Below are 17,147 nucleotides of genomic sequence, written 5' to 3' on the forward strand. Positions count from 1 at the left end.
CCGAGAACATAGGGTTCTTCCTCGGGGTCGACTTCCTATCTCACTATGTGGCGGACAGAATGTTGGCCGGGTAAATCATCGTACCGGAGATTAGAATGAGAGAAATGGAGGCTCGGTGAGAGTTCGGCCTCAGAATTCAAGAAATTCGACACAATTCATAGATATATGAAATCTGGTGGGTAATGGAACCACCACGCACCAGACGCATGAAGGCATCTCGAGATGACTGACAGAGGATGGAGAGACAAGCAAAGTCTAGCCGACGACTCCGGCAGAGTCGTCATCTACTACAAGGTAGACAACCAAAAACAATGGATCCAAGAAGCTGAGAACGCCGGCTACAGAAGCAGAAACGCTATCCTTCCAACGAATCTGTATCTGCATTCTGGCTAAGTGATAGATGGTAAAGAAATATGTATCAGAAAGACTCCAGTGACAGTAGTGCAAATTCGTCGTATCTTTGTGGAAAACTTCAAAGCGATAAAAGGATCTGGGTGGATTGAATTAGAACCCAATCCTACGACCATTATCGGTCGGAATGAAGCTGGGAAGACTTCGATTTTAAATGCGATTTCTTATCTGGGTAATGATGATAGAGTTCCTGATTCCAAACTCAATGAACGAGGTGTCGCTGAATTTGATGGGTCAGGGGAACTGGTTCCGGTGGTTACTGCAGAATTGTTGATCGAAGCAGGGGATAAGACAGAGCGAAAATTGCCTCGTGGTAGTGGTATTGAAACGACTTACTTAACGAAATTCGCCGATGGCTCCAGGGAAGTATTCTATAAACGAGCTGAAACAAGTTCACCTCCGGAGATCTTCGAAGCAGGTGTAGCACGGAACCTTCTCCGGAAAAAATTACACTCAGCTGGTGTAGAGATTCCAAATAATCCAGCCGCCCGAAACGATACTGAAGCTAAAGAAGCATTGATGGATTTTGTATTGCTTGAATCAGAGTATGTTAGGGATACTGTTGGTATCTTCAGAGAGATCGATAGCAGTATCTCTGATGTTGATTATCCTGAGCTAGAAGAAATCGGGCAGGTACTTCAAGAATTGCTAAGTGACGCGGAAGAAGCTAGTATTTGTTCAGCTGATGTCCGAGATGACTTTCCCCCAGTAATTTTTGAGGAGACAACTAGAAAAATTTCGGACTCAATCTCAAGATCAGAGATTGAGGACGGTGGGGTAGGAAAGCCGGTATTATACAACCTTGTAAATTCAATAGATGTCAACTGGACCGATTCAGCTACTGGAGAGATTGAGCGTAAACTCAATAATCTAAGTCGAGACCTTGAATACGCGATAAATGATGCTTGGAGTCAAAAGTCTGTAAGAATCGACATCGTGCCAAACTTCTCTGAAGATGATCTGACTGAAATAGAAATTCGGGTATCTGATTTTCAGACACACGATGGAGAAAGAGCTCGTAGTCCTCGAGATCACCCTTCTGACCGGAGTGATGGATTCCATCGATTCTTGACCTTATATCTGGATGTCATTTCACGGAAACCAGAAAATGGTTCTGCACTCGTGCTTCTTGATGATCCAGGGGTATATTTTCACCCGATCCAGAAGGGAGAGATGCTTGAAACAATCTCGAGCGACTTTGCTGAATCCAGCACTGTAATCTACACCACTCATTCTCCTTTCATGATCAACCTACAGAACCCAGCCGGGACCAGAGTGATTGATCAAGGATCAGGAACGATTAAAAATAGAATAATGGATGCGGAAGAAGGGTCTATTCGTCCGGTATCTGAAGCTCTTGGTTTGTCTGTGGGACTGGATTTATTCGGAGCCTCTGGGCGAATTCTTGCGGAAGGGCCAACAGAGTATTATCTTATTCCAGCAATTTCAGAGTATTTCAGAGAGAATGATTTGGAAGGACTTTCGCTAGACGGTTACCGCGTGCTTCAAATGGCAGGGGTTGGCAACTCAGAAAAATTTAGTAAATGGGCCGTTGAGGAGGACATTCCATTTGTGATTCTTCTCGATAATGATGAGCCTGGTGAAGAAATGAAAGATGAGCTGGTAAGGGATAATCCAGAACTTGAAGACTGCATCCAAATGCTGGATGAGAGAGAAGAAGATGATGACCGGAATGTGGAATTCGAAGATATGTTCCCACCTGACGAATATCTACATGCAGTCAATGACCGATACAGTAGCTTTGATGAATTCACCACAATCAGGGTAGAGGATGAGTCGGAGGGCTGGTATATTGAAGATGAGCTGTACGAGGGAGAAAACTTGGCAAATATTGCTAAAAAACTGGTCGAGAATCAGATCGAGCACGACTTTTCAAAATTGAAAGTTGCACAAACACTCGGGCATCGAATCAGGGATGGTCAAGTAAGCACCGACAGTCTCGATCGATTTGTACAGCTGTTTCAAACAATCAAATATGAACACTAATAAACCGGTCCAGTACGTCCGATACTTACATAGGCGGCCCAACGCACTTACTCCCTAACACAATATATGGCAGATTCTAATACTCCTGAAGCGATCTCTTCTGATGAGTTCACTGATAGCGTTATTGGCGAGTACTTGGATTTGTATGCGGAGATTCAAACCGGAGAACGAGCCGAACACGACTTGATGCCACGGCTCATTGACCACCTTTTCGTTAACATCCTCGACTTTTCAAAAGCTGATTACGAACAAGAAGACGAATGGAATGACATCCGATTCTTTGACGAAGACCGCAATCCGGTAATCATCGTCGAAGGCAAACGCCGAGATGTTGAGGTCGAGGAAGGCATTGAACAGGTCTTCCGATATGCCTCTGGAACGCCTTACGTCCGCTTCCTTGTTAGCACGAACATCGACAATCTTCTACTCTATGAACGCTGTCCCAAATCTCACCCTGACGCTATCACACACTACGGTATCTCCGCACGGAAAATCGCAGAAGTACCCTTCGAAGGAATCGCTAACAGAGCCAGTGGGCAAGCGATTGCCAACGAACTCACTCTTGACGAACGGCAAGCGATTCTGCAACTCAAGCGTCTGCGAAAGTCTGAGATCACCCATGAAGACCGGTATAGCGAATTCGACATCGTCAACCGTCAAGATGTAGATACTGACGAAGGATTCGACAATCTTCTACAAACGCTCGCTACCTGCCTAGAAGACTACTTTATACCCTATACCCTGGCAGCCTTTGATCACTACGAGGAACGGTACCAAGAATTTGAGCGTGAACGACAAGACCTAGAAGCCCAAATCAAACGGTTGAAAGACAGCGGACACGACGACTCCGAAATCGCAGATTTGGAAAGCCAACTTGCAGATCTCAGGGACGAATACGAGATTTACGAGCAGTTCAATAGCGACTACGAAACCTGGGTCCGACTGAGCAACCGTCAAGACACAGACTACGACGAAAACAAGGAGGTATTCTGCCGAGAGAGTGTCTACGTCCAGCTCAATAAAATCCTGCTAATCCGAATTGCTGAGGACAAAGATCTCACAAACCGGATGATCAGCAATGGTGGAGTAGACGATTACTTCGCCTTTTGGAATGATTACACACGCTACGTTAGCCGAAACTACGTTGATTTGTTCGAACTCGCCTCAGAAGAACTCGGCGAGATATACGACCATCTTTACACGCGACGCATCTTCGACTGGGAACTCCGTGATGATCCAGACCTCGATAATGTAATCCAAAGAACTCTTTGGCATCTCAACCATTTCGATTTCAGTGATGTCGACAGAGACGTTCTGGGTCACCTCTACCAAGAACACTTACCTCCGGAGGAACGCAAAGCTCTGGGCGAGTTCTACACACCAACTGCTGTTGTTGACCTGATTCTCGACAGTGTCGGATACACTTCAGACAAGCAGTTAGAGAAGGAAGAGTATGACTTACTCGACCCGGCATGTGGGAGTGGGACCTTCCTCGTTCGTGCGGCCAAACGGTTGTTAGACAGACTGGATCAGAAAGGAGTCCCACCACGAGACGCGATTGAGATTGTACGTGAACGGCTCCACGGATTCGACTTGAATCCATTCGCTACTCACATTGCGGAAATGAACCTACTGTTCCAAGTCATTGATCTCTACCGCGAAGTCAAGGAAGAAGATCCAGAATATACCTTGGATCGGTTCCATATCTACCAAACGGATTCGCTTCGACGAGAGAACCAAGAAAGTTTGACTGCTCTTCATAGCAGTGCAGTTCAACGCCGGTATCGGGAGGAAAGACGACAAGCAAATGAGATGAAAACCCGAAAGGACTACGGGTTTGTTGTCGGCAATCCTCCATACGTCCGAATTCAAAACATTCCAAAAGGACCTGCGCGTGATGATTACGACGAATTTCATTCAGCCCACTACAATTACGACCTCTACATCTTGTTCATCGAGCGTGCAGGTGACTGGCTTGCCGAGGGTGGAGAACTTGGCTTCATAACTTCGAACAAATTCATTCGTAATCGATACGGTGAGAAGATTCGGGACTACATCATCCAGAATTACAAAGTCGAAGAGCTGATTAATTTTGGAGATATATCTGTATTTCCCACGGTTCAAAGTTACCCAATAATTCTCGTAGGACAGCGAATTAATAAGGAGGAGCGAGCTCGGTCCCCAGAAGAGTTCAAACCAGATCAGTATGCATTCACCTATGCTACTGTCCGAGAATCGCTTCCAGAGATCACCCAAACCGCATTGAATGGGGCAACAGGAGATGAGAAGTCCAGTGCGAACGGGGGCAGCCGGATAGCTGACATTATCCGATCTTGCCTACCTGAAACACCAGGCGGTGAACCGCCGAGCGAAGAACTGGTACTGGAGCGGCTAGGGAATGTCGCGTCCGATGTAGAGGCCAACACAGTTCCTCTAGATGTCTTCCCTGTAGAATCACTGATGTTGAGTGACGGTGACTGGCGGTTCGTTCCAGCAGATGAGGGGAAGGCAATGCGAGCGATAGAGGCTGGCGGTGATGAATTCGGTAGTTTCGCCGGGGCTCAAGCGATGAACGGTGCCCAGACTGGAGCGAATGACGTGTTTGTGATTGATTCAGCAACAGTGGAAGAGTGGGATATGGAAGAAGAAATTGTCAAGCCTTTAGTGACTGGTGAAGACATCCACCGCTGGCATACCGAGATCGAGGATGAATACTTAATCTACACAACTCCTGACCTGGATCTCGATGAGTACCCGAGAGTGAAGGCATATCTGGAATCGAACCGAGAGGAATTGCAGAACCGATATGCTGTCCAGCAAGGAAAAAATTGGTACCAACTTGCACGTCATCGTCCTGGTACTTTCGATCGTAAGAAGGTGGTCTCTCCAGACATTTGCTACTATAGCAACTTCTGGTTAGATGACAGCGAGGAAGTGACTGCTTTGAACACTGCATACTGCCTCTGGGCAGACTCTCTGGACGGCGATTATCTTACTGGGATCTTCAACAGTAATGCAGTCCAGTTCTACATGCGTCGGTCGGCCCCGAAGTACAGCAACAATTACATGCGTTACCAGCGGGACTACTTGCTGGCAGTACCCATCCCTAATCCTGAAGAGAATGAATCTGAGCAGACAGAACTTGTGATCGACACAGCAAAGAAGCTCAAAGAGACGACTATGAAGTATCGACGCGCTCAAAAAATAAGAGAGCATCCAGAGTCGTTGCTCGAAGATGTAGATACTGAGTCTCTTTCGTATACGGAGTATATAATGCAGATGGATTTCGATAACGATGATGCGGATGTGAGCCCATCACATGATGGGGTGACGGTACGACTCAACGTTCAGGACAGTATCGAGTTTATCGGGGAGAATTGTGCCGCTGCATTTGTCCGGCTTCTCAATGCATTGGACGTGGGAACAGTAGGGGAACTTCGGAAGCTGGAGGTCCCTGTATCTGCAGAGGAACTTTCCAACCTAATGAAATCTTATCATGATGCAGAACTGGCTGTCAATGAGTTGGCTGAAGAAGCTATTTCCTTAGAAAAAGAGCTGAATGGCGCGGTCTACGAGTTGTATGGCCTTGGGGACGAAGTAAAACGATTAATAGAAGAGAGAGTTGATCGACCTTCTAACCCGCTTGAGTCTAAAGTCCGAGGGTAGGGCTCATACAAACAGAAAAACGCATAAATAGTGATCTCTGGGTTTCAGTTCAGTTGGGCACTCAATGACTCTCCCAAACGATGACAGTAGAGAAAAATCGCCTCCTTTGGAGTTAGGGTCTGAACCAGCCGAATCAGCGTTACAGCTTTCTGATGACCGCTTGTTTGATCTTTCTGACGAGGAAGTTAACCGGGTAAAGGAGGCGGCCAACGCGTTGGCGGAGTATGAGCGTGCAACGGCGGAACGGGAACGGGCTGGAAAGGAGAAGGAGAATGCGGCTGCTAGTCGTGAAGCTGCTGCATCACGACGGATATTCATTGAACGAATCGGAGAACAGTACCTACCCTATGCCGGGTACATCTTGTTCGTCTTCCCCGCGATGGTGATTAGTTATACCCAAATCGTTCAATATACTGATTTCCGTTTCTGGATTGGAAGCCTGGTTTTGTCGCTTGGACCTGTAGGTGCTTTTCTGCTGTTGATGGCTGCTGACTGGGATAATATTTCTAATTGGGTATCCTAGATTACGGTAGGTCTGGAAAATTATATCGAGATATTATTAAAAGCTCTATGCGGCATTCTTAGGAAGAATGTGCACCTCCAAATCCTATAGGAGATGCAGACCTCGGCATTCACGTTGAGCGTTGATGTCTGCATTCTATTGTTCTGCGATGAGCGAGAGAAATGAAGAGTCGGTAAGAGTTCGGCCTCGGCACTCATAGGGCTCCGCATCACCGAGTGCCTAGTTCGGTTCGGAACGGTGCCGTCGTCATCGGCCACCTGAAAATCGCCCTGCATCCGAGTAATCACCATCGGTCTCGAACCGACACCTGACTCACGCCTCCTCCAGTACCGACACGTCGATTCGTGGGTAGGTCACGCCACCAGAAATTGAGCCTTCGCCGGCGACGACGCCCCAGAACCGAACGCGCTCGCCTTCGAGCAGTCGGAAACTGACGTCGTTGTCGAAGAACTGTCCCGTGGGCCACCGGATGACGACGTCACCACGTGGTTTCCCGGCGTCGTTTTCGACGGTGACGGTGGCGAGGCGTGTGCCCTTGCGCTCGAGCGTCTCGGAGACGCGGCCTGCGTAGGTCACAGACGTGCCAGTGTACGAGTCTGGGTCCGTCCGGAGGTCTCCGTACGGAATCACCGACGCGTCGTCGAGAGTGCTCGCCGTCGTCGTGGTGTTGGACTGCGGACCGTCTTCGTAGAGTGGTTGTGGTTCCGGGAGCGACCACTCGACAGACGGCAGTTCGATATCAGGAAGTCGGGAGTCGACCCACGCGACGCGACGTGCGATTGCCGCACGGACTGCCGGCGACTGTTGGACGAGGTCGGAGATGCGTTCGACGACGAGGTACGTGACGAAGCCGCCAACGACGTACTGACTCGCCTTCTTCAGGGCTTCTCGCCGGGAGATAGCGTCGTCGTCTTCGTCGGATGTATCGGCGTTCGACGCTTCTTCCTCACCGGACTCGTCGCCATCTTCGATTGGGTCGCCCAACCAGTTCGTCTGCGGTCGGTCGGTCGAAGCGGCCATGTCACGGACGAACGACTCGATACCCGCCTCGCGGACTTCGACGGCGATAGTGGGGGCATCGAGTTCGACCAGTCCGGGTCGGTGTGCGTCGTCTTCGAGTCGGCCACGACCGATGGCCGCCACGTAGGGTTCCTCTCCGGCGTGGTCGCAGTTCCGAACGAACGCGCTGGTCTTGTCTGCGGTGACGCGCTTCGTCGTCGAAATCCAGATGCGGACCGCTCTGTGTGCGCCTTCGGTCGTCTCTCCCTCTGCTTCGACGTGAACGTCCGTACCATGAAAGGTGACGTGCGTCTCGTACCCGCGGGACTCCCAAATGCGCTCGAAGATGGCGGCGAGTTCGACGTCGGAACGGTCTGCGATGACTGCCCCGAGCGACCGGTCTCTCATTCGGTTCGAGGTTGTCACTTCGGCATTGTTAGCTGTTTTCTCCCAGTTCTCGGCGGTGAGAACAGCGACCAACGAGCGGGAAGATAGTGGGTACGAATCGACAGCAGAAGAGCAGACGGCACGAAGCGACAGCGAGGTTCTCAGTCGAGCAGTCGAACGGCGGCGTCGGCGACGATGTCCGCGACTTCCACCACTTCGTCGGTGTAGACGAACTCGCCGGCCCCGTGGATGTTCTCGCCGTCCGGGCCGACGATGACTGTCGGGAGGCCTGCCCTGTCACCGAGGTAGTTGAAGTCGCCCACGCTGGAGAAGTAGCCGTAGTCCGGGTCGGTCCCCGAGACGGCGCGGGTCGAGTCGGTGAGGGCCGTGACGAGTGGGTGGTCCTCGTCCGTGACGTACGGACCGTAGAGGATGTCGTCTTCGGGGGCCTCGCGGAAGCCAACGTCTACGTCGCTCTCTAGGCCGAGTTCGTCGACGACGCGTTCTGCGTCGGCGCGGGCGTCTTCGAGCGTCTCGCCGACGACCACGTGGCGGTCGACCATGAGGCGTGCCCGCTCCGGCACCGAGAGCGTCTGACTCCCGCCTTCTATCTTCAGCGGGCAGACCGACCCGTCGCCGAGTTTCGGATGGGACCCGACTTCGAGGTCGTCCAGTGCTGCGGCGAGTTTCCCGGCCTCGACGACGGCGTTGATACCGGTGTGGGGTTTCGACCCGTGAGCGGCCTTTCCGCGGACTTCGATGTCGTAGAAGTACCGCCCACGAGCGCCGAGTAAGAGCGCCGGATTCTCGATGTCCTCTTGCGCGAGAATTGGACCGGGTTCGGTGACGATTGCCGCGTCGCAGTCGTCGACGATGCCGTCTCTGATGAGGCGGTCGGTCCCGAGGCCGTACGGTCCTTCTTCGTCCACGACGGCCGTGAGAAGCACGTCGCCGGCGAGGTCGTACTCCGCGAGTGCGTCGAACGCCATCATGACGGCCGCGAGGCCGCCTTTCATGTCGCACGCACCCTGTCCGTACAGTTTGCCGTCTTCGATGCGACCCGACGTGGGGTCTTCCTCCCAGTCTTCGACGAGGAGGACCGTGTCCATGTGGGCGTTGAGCAGGAGTGTCGGCGCGTCCGGGTCAGACCCTTCCAACCGGGCGACGACGTTGTCGCCTTCGTACTCGGTGATGTCTGGTTCGCTCACGTGGTGGTACTCCGGGTCGTGTCCGCGGGCGTCTAGCCACTCGTAGACGAACTCGGCTATCTCGTCTTCCTCGAAGTACGGACTCGGAATCTGCACGAGGTCTTGCAGGAGGTCGATGGTTTCGTCCGGGTCGACGCGTGGGGCGTCGCCCGATACGCGACCATCCTCCCCAGAAGTGTCGAGTTCCTCAGTCATCGCTCACACTCCGAACAGAGGGGTTGTACTCGTCGGATGGCACGCCCGGAAGCGTGCCGAGGATGGCCTCCACGTCGTGGTCGTTCTGCTGGCCGCGGTACCAGTACGCGCCGAAGATGACGAGGCCGAGGGCGACCCACGGGACGTACACCGACAGCGACCCTTTGTACGCCTCGGTCAGGAGGCCGACGGCACCGAGCGACCCGACCAGACCGGTGATAGTGAGGAGCGCCGGACGCGAGAATCCTGCTTCTTCGCCGAGCGTCGAGTCGGTGTAGAGGATGTAGAGGACCGTTATCGACACCGCTGCATAGGCGATGAGGTAACTGAACGTCGCGATGGCGATGGCCTGACTCAGACCGGTACTCCAGAACGTGAGACCGGAGGCGACGACGTAGAGCGTCAAGAGCGACCAGTGCGGCGTCCCGAAGCGGTCGGAGACGGCCGAGAATTTCTTCGGGAACACTTCGTCCCACGCCCACGAGTACGGCATCTTGATGCCGGCGGCCATGACCGCGTGAACCGACGAGGCAGTCGCCAGCAGGCCACCGATGGCGACGATAGTCGTCCCGACGTCGCCGAGGAACACTTCCGCTGCCGTCGAGAGTGGACGCGCCGAATTGGCGAGGACGGTATAGTCGCCGACGACGCCATAGATGACGGCGGCAGTGAACACGTACAGCAGGATGAGGATAGCCGTCCCGCCAGCCATGGCGAGTGGCAGGTTGCGCGAGGGGTTCTTCACTTCTGCGCCCATCTGGCCGGCGACGGCGATGCCGATGTAGGCGTAGAACAACGGGACGGCGGCGGCGACGAAGCCGTCGAAGCCGCCGGTGAAGAACGGTTGATAGTTCGCGGCGTCGATGTTGAGCGCCCCCGGAAGCACGAGGACGAGTATCGACAGGATGAGGAAGCCGAAGATGGCGTTCTGCGAGACGCTGTAACTCTTCGACCCGACGAGGTTGACGAGGAAGAGGACCGTCAACAGTCCGAATCCGGCCAACGCGGGGTCGACGGCGGGGTAGAACACCTGCAAGTAACTGCCGAACCCGATGGCGAGGACGGCGTCAGCGGCCATGTATCCCAACCACTTCGACCACGTGACCACGAACCCGGGCAGGCGACTCTCGAACGTCCGAGAGACGTAGGCGTACGACCCGGCCGCCGCGGGGAAGATGGTCGCCATCCACCCGTAGTTGAGCGCGATGCTCATCGCCAACAACCCAGAGAGGATGACGACGAGAATCACGCTCGGTCCGGTCGTCGAACTTGCGGTGCCGAGCGTGACGAACAACCCTGCGCCGAGAGTTCCCGCCACCACGGTACTTATCGCTCCGAACAGTCCGATGTCGCGGGACAGACTCCGTCCGTCGTTCACGTCTATCGATGACATGCTATGACATGGAACGATTGTTCGGTAAAAGACCCCTGCCTCTCATGAGAGGGACGCGTCTCAATCGTCGCCGAGAAGCTTCGACTCTGCCTTTCTGAGGTGTTCGAGGAGCGTCGCCTTCGAGATGTCCAACTCGTCGGCCAACTCCGCGGCACTCACTTCGCGCGGCCACGTGTAGTAGTCGCGGCGGCGGGCCAACTCGTACACCTCTCGCTGGCGGTCCGAGAGCGTGTCCATCCGGAAGATGCCACTCCCACTGTCCGGTGCGGTGATGAGTTCGACGTCGACGTCCGCGTCCATCTCGTCGCGGACTTCTTCGAGACGTTCGTGGACGGTCTGGCGCGTCTCGTGGACGATGACGGTCCACCGTTCACGGCCGCCCTGCATCCGCACCGGTTCGTCGGGGATGAACCCCCGCGAGACGAGTGCGTCGTTGATAGAGTTCGAGAGGTTGTAGCGGACGACGATACCGCGGGAGGCACGGCCCGGAACAGTGGTGTCGCCGTCGTGTTCGTCCGTCTCCCACACCGACTCCGTCAGGTCGGACGCCCGAATCGTCTCGACCAGTTCGTCGAGTTCGGACACCGTGTCCGCGTAGGCCGTGAACCGGCCGTTCGCGAGACCGTCTATCTCGTGGACGCCGTGGCCGAGGAGTCCTGCGTCTGTCTCGTCGGTGACTTCCAGTGTCCAACAGTCCGGATGCCAGATATCGAGACAGACTCGAACTCCCCGCGCGCCCTCCTGTGCCATGTCTTCACGTTGAAGGGTACTATTCGTCCAAAAAGGTATCCCACGACCGTCAGGTTGGGGACGGGAGTGACTCGTTCAGTTCAGTCGAGACGGTCTCGCGCCGCCGCCACGAGCAACGGGAGCATGATGGTCGCGTCGCCGAGGACCGTCGCGTTCCTGGCGTCTTTCTCCAACTTGCCCCACGAACGCGCCTCGTCGAGCGTCGCACCGGAGAGGCCGCCGGTCGCCGCGGGGTCCATCGTAATCTGGACGCCGTAGTCGTACGCACCGGGCGTGACGAGCATCGTCTGGAGCGTGAAGTTCTTCGGGACGCCGCCGCCGACGAGGAGGCACCCTGCTTTGTCGGCGTCGTACGCGAGGTCCGTGAGCGGCGTCATGTCCGAGAGTGCGTCCAGCGAGAACGACGACGTCTGCGAGTACATCCACGCTTGCAGACCGAGGACGGAGTCCTGCACTGCGGGACAGTAGATGGGCACGTCGGACTCGTAGGCCGCGGCGGCGACACCCGCGTCCTCTTCGATACCCTTCTCTTCGTTCACCTCGCTGTTGGCCCGGCCGAGTTCGCGGCAGAGGCGTTCGATGCTGACGACACCCTCTGCTTCGAGTGCCGGGAACACCTCTTCGCGCAGGTGCGACTCGAACAGGGCGAAGTGTTCCTGTGGGAGGTAGACGTTGTAGATGCGGTCGACTTCCTCGTCGCGGAGCGTCTCGTCGTGTTCGCGCGGGGTCTTCTGGTCGTGATGTTCGGCCCCGTGGTGGTGTTTGCCGCCGATTGCCTCGATAGCGTCGTGCGTCAGGTTCGCGCCCGTCGTCACCAGTGCGTCCACGTAGCCGTCGCGGATGAGGTCGGAGACGATTTTCCGCATCCCGGTCGGAACCATCGCGCCCGCGAGCGACATGAAAACCGTGCAGTCCTCGTCGGCGAGCATCTCGGCGTAGATGTCGGCCGCTTCGTGGACGTCCGCCGCACCGATGCCGGCGTGGCCGTACTGTTCGACGAGTTCGCCGACGGTCATGCCGGCGTGGACTTCAGCGTGGCCGAGTGGGTCGTGACTGAATTCCTCGCGCTCTGGCATCTCGTACCCGCCGTCGTGGTCGTGGGCGTCGTCCTCGTGCCCCCCATCGTGGGCGTCGTCGTGGTCGCTCATGCGAGGGAGTGCGACGTCCGAGCGTTTGAACGCCCCGGTCCGGCGAGGCTATGCGGGGGATTGCCAGACGAGACGACGGGGTGACGACCGTCCTACAACCCGGTCGGGTGACTGATGTACACCGCTTCCAGCCCCATCTTTCGGGCACGCTCGGCGAGACTGCGAACGCCGAACGTCTCCGTCGCGTAGTGTCCGGCGAGGAAGACGGTGATGCCCGCCTCACGCGCCTCGTGGTACACCTTCTGTTTGCCTTCGCCCGTGACGAGTGCGTCCGCACCGGACTCGATAGCCTCGTCTAGCCAATCGACGCCCGACCCGGTGACGATGGCGACGTCCGAAATCTCGTCGGGACCGAAGTCGAAGACCTGCGTTTCCTCGTTCCCGTCCAGTTCGTCGAGTGCGTCGCGGACCTCGTCGGTCGTCTTCGGCGACTCGAACGACCCCGCCTGCCCGATGTGGACCGGTCCGAGCGACCCGAATGGGTCGCGGTCCACGAGGCCGAGATGGTCCGCGAGGCCGGCGGCGTTGCCCAGTTCTTGGTGTCCGTCGAGTGGCAGGTGCGACACGTAGAGCGCCACGTCTTCACGGATGAGTGGTTCGATGCGGGAGAAGTCACGCCCAGTTACGCGGTCGAGGCCGCCCCAGACGAGTCCGTGGTGTGTGACGAGGAGGTCTGCGCCAGCCTCGACGGCGGCCTCGATGGTCGCTTCGGCGGCGTCGACGGCGAAGGCGACCGTCTCGACTGACATCTCGTCCGGTCCAACTTGCAGGCCGTTCGCGCTGGCGTCTACGTCGGCGAACTCGCCGGTCGCGAGCGTCTCGTCGAATCGAGCGACGACGGTGGAGAGGTCCATACAGGTCAGTTGTGGCTCGATGACTTGTAAGAAGCGGGATGACGACCGAGACGTGGTGGTCGAATCCGATGTGGCGGTGGCCGGCCCCGATGGTGGTCAGTCGTGGGCGACGGCGTGTGAGAAGACGAACTCCCGCAGCACCTTCGCCGCGAGCGACGCCGCCTGTCCGTCGTCTCTGTCGTTCACTTCGACCACGTCGAATCCGTCTGCATACGGTGCGACTGCGCGGACCACGTCTCGAATCTCGCGGGAGGTGAGGCCGAACGGTTCTTTCGTGCCCGTTCCCGGTGCGAACGCCGGGTCGGCGGCGTCGATATCGACGCTCAGGTAGACGGACTCGTCGTCGAATTCTGGTTCCCACTCGGGCACGTCTTCGGGAGCGACGACGGTCACGTCGTCGGCCTCGGCGCGTTCCCACTCGTCAGGGGACCCGGTTCGTGCGCCGAGAATGACCGCTTCGTCCACGTCGAGTTCGTCGAGGACTCGGCGCGTAATCGTCGCGTGACTCCACTCGTTGCCGTCGTACTCTTCTCTCAGGTCGAGGTGGGCGTCGAGACAGACGAACACGTCTGGGTCGATACCCGTGACGCCCGCCGCGGTGACAGTGTGCTCACCGCCGAGGACGACCGGAACGGCGTCGTCCCAGACGGCGTCGGTGACGCTCCCGGAGAGCCAATCGATGTAGTCGGGAGCGTCGTCCCACGCGCGGACGTCGCCCGCGTCGTGGACAGCTAATTCGGTGAAGAATTGGTCGGTCCGCCGGTCGTAGTCGTCGAACGACTCGGCGAACCGGCGGATGCGATTCGGTCCGAAACGGGTTCCTGGTTGGAAGGACGTGGAGATGTCGAGTGGGGCACCGAGCAGTACGTAGTCGGCGACCTCGCGGTCTGCGATTGCCCCGGGGAACATCTCTGTGTCTCCCGTTTAGACGATTTTGCGCTGGCCTTCGTACTCGAGGTACTCGATTTCGTCTTCGGGGTTGAGGTCCTCGTCGTCGGGGATACGCATCGTGAACGTCTGGTAGGTTTCGAGGTCCATAATCTGGGCGTCGTCGCCAGTGACGGAGACGACCTGTCCCTGCTTTCGCTCGATAATTGGGACCCACACCTTCGCGTCGACGGGCTGGGAGAGCGAGCGCTTCTTGCCGTCGAAGACGCCACGGGCCTCGACGCGGGCCTTGGCGCTACCGTGCTTACCGGGCTTCGCGGTACTGTAGGCGTAAATCTTGCACGGCTTGTCTTCCATGTTGACGTAGCTGCCTTCTTGGAGCTCGCGCACCTGCTTCTGCTCTTTCGCCATGCTCATTCGTTATCGGATGGAGGGTATAAACGGTTTGGAACCGCTCTCGCACGCGAATCTTTCACGTAGCCCCGCTGAACCTCGAGAGGCCGTTCTCGTCGGTCAGTCTCCCGAGTCACCTCGACCGCTTCACGCACTCGTCGTCAGGCGTCCTCGACGGCGTCTACCTCTGCCATCGACGGGTCGAACCACGTTCCCTGCGCATCGCGCCGTCCGAGACTGCCGAGCGCTCCCGACGCGACGTTCGGCAACGAGAGTGCCAGCATAATCGCCGTCGTGAGTTCGCCGGGTGACTCGAACATGGGGATGAGGTACTGGAACGGAAAGAGAATCGGCGTCCGGTTGAGGAACGTGAGGAGAATCGCGACGGGCATCAGGACACACCCCCAGACGACACCGGTCATCAACCCGTGCCAGCCTCCGTCGGCGGGGTCGGTGCCGACTGTATAGCCCGCGAGGGCGCTTCCGGTGACGCCGCCGACGAGGGTGAACTGCCCCGTCATGAAGAAGACGAGTGCCTCGGTACACGCGGCGAGGCACACCCCCACGACCACCGGACGCCACTCCGTCATGGCCGGAGGTAACGCCACGGGGGCGCATAAAATTACGCGCCCGATTCTCAGCTTTGATTACTCTTCGCGGCGCTGCCGAAGGTTCTGCCTCGTGAACTGTGGCGTCGCCCGGATACCTTTTCGACTCCGGAACGACCGCCACAGGAGGACGGCGACGAACGCCGTCGGGACGCCCGCCGCGCCGACGGCGAGGAGGTTCTGTGGGTCTAACGCGTAGACGATGACCGTCGAGACGAACCCGAACGAGAGGAAGATGCCGTAGATGAGTCGCTTCGCCAGTTTGTCGAGGACGCCTTTGTTGTCTTCGAGACGGACGTTGACCGTCAGGTTGTCGCGGTCCGCCCTGTCGAGGACGCGTTCGAGTTTCGGTGGGACGCGGAACAGCGATTGGGCGGTCTTCTGTGCCTGTTGGCCGACACCCTTGGCGACTTTCTCGATGCTCTCTTCGCGGTACCCCTGTTCGGTGAGGTAGTCGGTCGCCACCGCGATGAAGTCGAAGTCCGGGTCGAGGGTGACGCAGACGCCTTCGACCACACCCGCGACACGGAGGACCAACGCGAGGTTGCGCGGCAGTCGGAGGGGGAACTCGTAGATGGTCGATTCGACCTGTTCGAGAATCTGGTTGACGCGGTACTGTTCGATGTCGTCGCCGCGCGCGTCGGCGATGGCGAGTTCCATCACGTCGCCCATCACCTGTCTATCGACGTTGGGGCTGAGCGTCCCCATCTCGATGAGTGTGTCGAGGATACCGTCGACGTCCTGGTTGGCGACGGCGATGTAGAACTCCACAATCTTCTCTTGGATGAACGGGTCCACCTCGCCGTGCATCCCGAAGTCGTAGAAGATTATCTTCCCGTCGTCGGTCACCGAGAGGTTTCCGGGGTGCGGGTCGGCGTGGAAGACGCCGTCTTGGACTATCATCTGCAGGTAGGTTCGCTGCAAGTTCGTCGCCAGTTCGGTTCGGTCGATACCGAGTTCGTCGAGGGCGGCGACGTTGTTTATCTTCGTCCCCGGGAGGTACTCCATCGTCAGCACTCGGTCGTCGGAGCGTTCTTCGATGGGTTCGGGGATGACGAGTGTGTCGTCGTCTGCGAAGTTCTCCTGAATCTGCCGGAGGGTCCTCGCTTCCTCGTCGTAGTCCATCTCCTCGCGGATGGTCTTGGCGAACTCGTCGGCGAGGTTCTCCAACGAGAAGGCGCGTCCCTGTCCGATGAACCGCATGAGGATGGGAAGCGACCAACGAACAACTCGCAGGTCGGCCTCGACGAGGGCTTCGATACCGGGGCGACGAACCTTGACGGCGACTTTCTCGCCTTCGTACTCCGCGACGTACACCTGCCCGAGACTCGCGCCGCTAATCGGGTCGGTGTCGAACGAGTCGAACGCCTCGTCGACCGGGCCGAGTTCCTCTTCGATGACCGCCTTCGACTCGGCCCACGGTGCAGGTGGGACGTTGTCTTGCAACTGGCCGAGTACGTCGATGTACTCGGGTGGGAGGATGTCGGGGCGTGTCGACAGCAGTTGCCCGAGTTTGATGAACGTCGGTCCGAGGGTAAGTAGTGACTCTAAGAGGACTTCGGCGCGTTCGACACGCATCTCTGAGGAGACGGTGCGTCCACGGCCGAAGAACAGGTACTTCCGCTTGTCACGGGTGTACGCGACGATGAGCGGGAAGAACTGATAGACGACGACGAGGAACCGCCAGTAGGCGCGGAAATTGACCAGCGTGACCACC

Annotated in this window: 13 protein-coding genes; 3 read left to right on the plus strand and 10 right to left on the minus strand. The window is 56.9% G+C overall.

Annotated features, from left to right (window positions below):
- Window positions 1-441 precede the first annotated feature (441 nt).
- From GJR96_RS07890 to GJR96_RS07900, 3 genes are all read left to right on the plus strand, one after another.
- Window positions 442-2,418, plus strand: a complete 1,977-nt coding sequence (locus GJR96_RS07890) for an ATP-dependent nuclease (RefSeq protein WP_154326193.1) — start codon at window positions 442-444, stop codon at window positions 2,416-2,418.
- A 66-nt stretch (window positions 2,419-2,484) separates the two neighbouring features.
- Complete coding sequence (locus GJR96_RS07895; protein ID WP_151162438.1) at window positions 2,485-6,084, plus strand: Eco57I restriction-modification methylase domain-containing protein; 3,600 nt, start codon at window positions 2,485-2,487, stop codon at window positions 6,082-6,084.
- A gap of 64 nt (window positions 6,085-6,148) precedes the next feature.
- Window positions 6,149-6,607, plus strand: a complete 459-nt coding sequence (locus tag GJR96_RS07900; RefSeq protein ID WP_151162439.1) for a hypothetical protein — start codon at window positions 6,149-6,151, stop codon at window positions 6,605-6,607.
- A gap of 312 nt (window positions 6,608-6,919) precedes the next feature.
- On the opposite strand, the gene GJR96_RS07905 is transcribed toward GJR96_RS07900, so the two are convergent.
- The 10 genes from GJR96_RS07905 to GJR96_RS07950 all read right to left on the minus strand — a co-directional run bounded on the left by GJR96_RS07905 (window position 6,920) and on the right by GJR96_RS07950 (window position 17,146).
- Window positions 6,920-8,014, minus strand: coding sequence for a hypothetical protein (locus GJR96_RS07905; protein WP_151162440.1), 1,095 nt, complete (start codon window positions 8,012-8,014; stop codon window positions 6,920-6,922).
- Window positions 8,015-8,154: 140 nt separating this feature from the next.
- The gene (locus GJR96_RS07910; RefSeq protein ID WP_151162441.1) at window positions 8,155-9,396 is read right to left on the minus strand and encodes a M20 family metallopeptidase; all 1,242 of its coding nucleotides are present in this window, start codon (window positions 9,394-9,396) and stop codon (window positions 8,155-8,157) included.
- Window positions 9,389-10,789 (minus strand): APC family permease, encoded by a 1,401-nt coding sequence (locus GJR96_RS07915; protein ID WP_151162442.1) that lies wholly within the window; start codon window positions 10,787-10,789, stop codon window positions 9,389-9,391. Before GJR96_RS07915 ends, GJR96_RS07910 begins: the two co-directional genes overlap by 8 nt.
- A gap of 60 nt (window positions 10,790-10,849) precedes the next feature.
- Window positions 10,850-11,539: a helix-turn-helix domain-containing protein gene (locus tag GJR96_RS07920; RefSeq protein ID WP_151162443.1), complete on the minus strand. Its 690-nt coding sequence runs from the start codon at window positions 11,537-11,539 to the stop codon at window positions 10,850-10,852.
- An 80-nt stretch (window positions 11,540-11,619) separates the two neighbouring features.
- Complete coding sequence (locus GJR96_RS07925) at window positions 11,620-12,687, minus strand: deoxyhypusine synthase (protein WP_151162444.1); 1,068 nt, start codon at window positions 12,685-12,687, stop codon at window positions 11,620-11,622.
- Window positions 12,688-12,779: 92 nt separating this feature from the next.
- Entirely contained in the window at window positions 12,780-13,541 is a 762-nt protein-coding gene (locus tag GJR96_RS07930) for a Nif3-like dinuclear metal center hexameric protein (RefSeq protein WP_151162445.1), read from the minus strand.
- A 96-nt stretch (window positions 13,542-13,637) separates the two neighbouring features.
- The gene (gene speB / locus GJR96_RS07935) at window positions 13,638-14,450 is read right to left on the minus strand and encodes an agmatinase (protein ID WP_151162446.1); all 813 of its coding nucleotides are present in this window, start codon (window positions 14,448-14,450) and stop codon (window positions 13,638-13,640) included.
- A 15-nt stretch (window positions 14,451-14,465) separates the two neighbouring features.
- Entirely contained in the window at window positions 14,466-14,840 is a 375-nt protein-coding gene (locus GJR96_RS07940; RefSeq protein WP_151162447.1) for a translation initiation factor IF-5A, read from the minus strand.
- A gap of 143 nt (window positions 14,841-14,983) precedes the next feature.
- Window positions 14,984-15,412 (minus strand): DUF5518 domain-containing protein, encoded by a 429-nt coding sequence (locus GJR96_RS07945; protein ID WP_151162448.1) that lies wholly within the window; start codon window positions 15,410-15,412, stop codon window positions 14,984-14,986.
- 57 nt (window positions 15,413-15,469) lie between these two features.
- On the minus strand, window positions 15,470-17,146 hold the full coding sequence (locus tag GJR96_RS07950; protein WP_151162449.1) for an ABC1 kinase family protein: 1,677 nt from the start codon (window positions 17,144-17,146) through the stop codon (window positions 15,470-15,472).
- Between the last annotated feature and the right edge of the window lies 1 nt (window position 17,147).

This window comes from Haloferax litoreum (genome assembly GCF_009674605.1).
In the GTDB taxonomy this organism is placed as follows: Archaea; Halobacteriota; Halobacteria; order Halobacteriales; family Haloferacaceae; genus Haloferax; species Haloferax litoreum.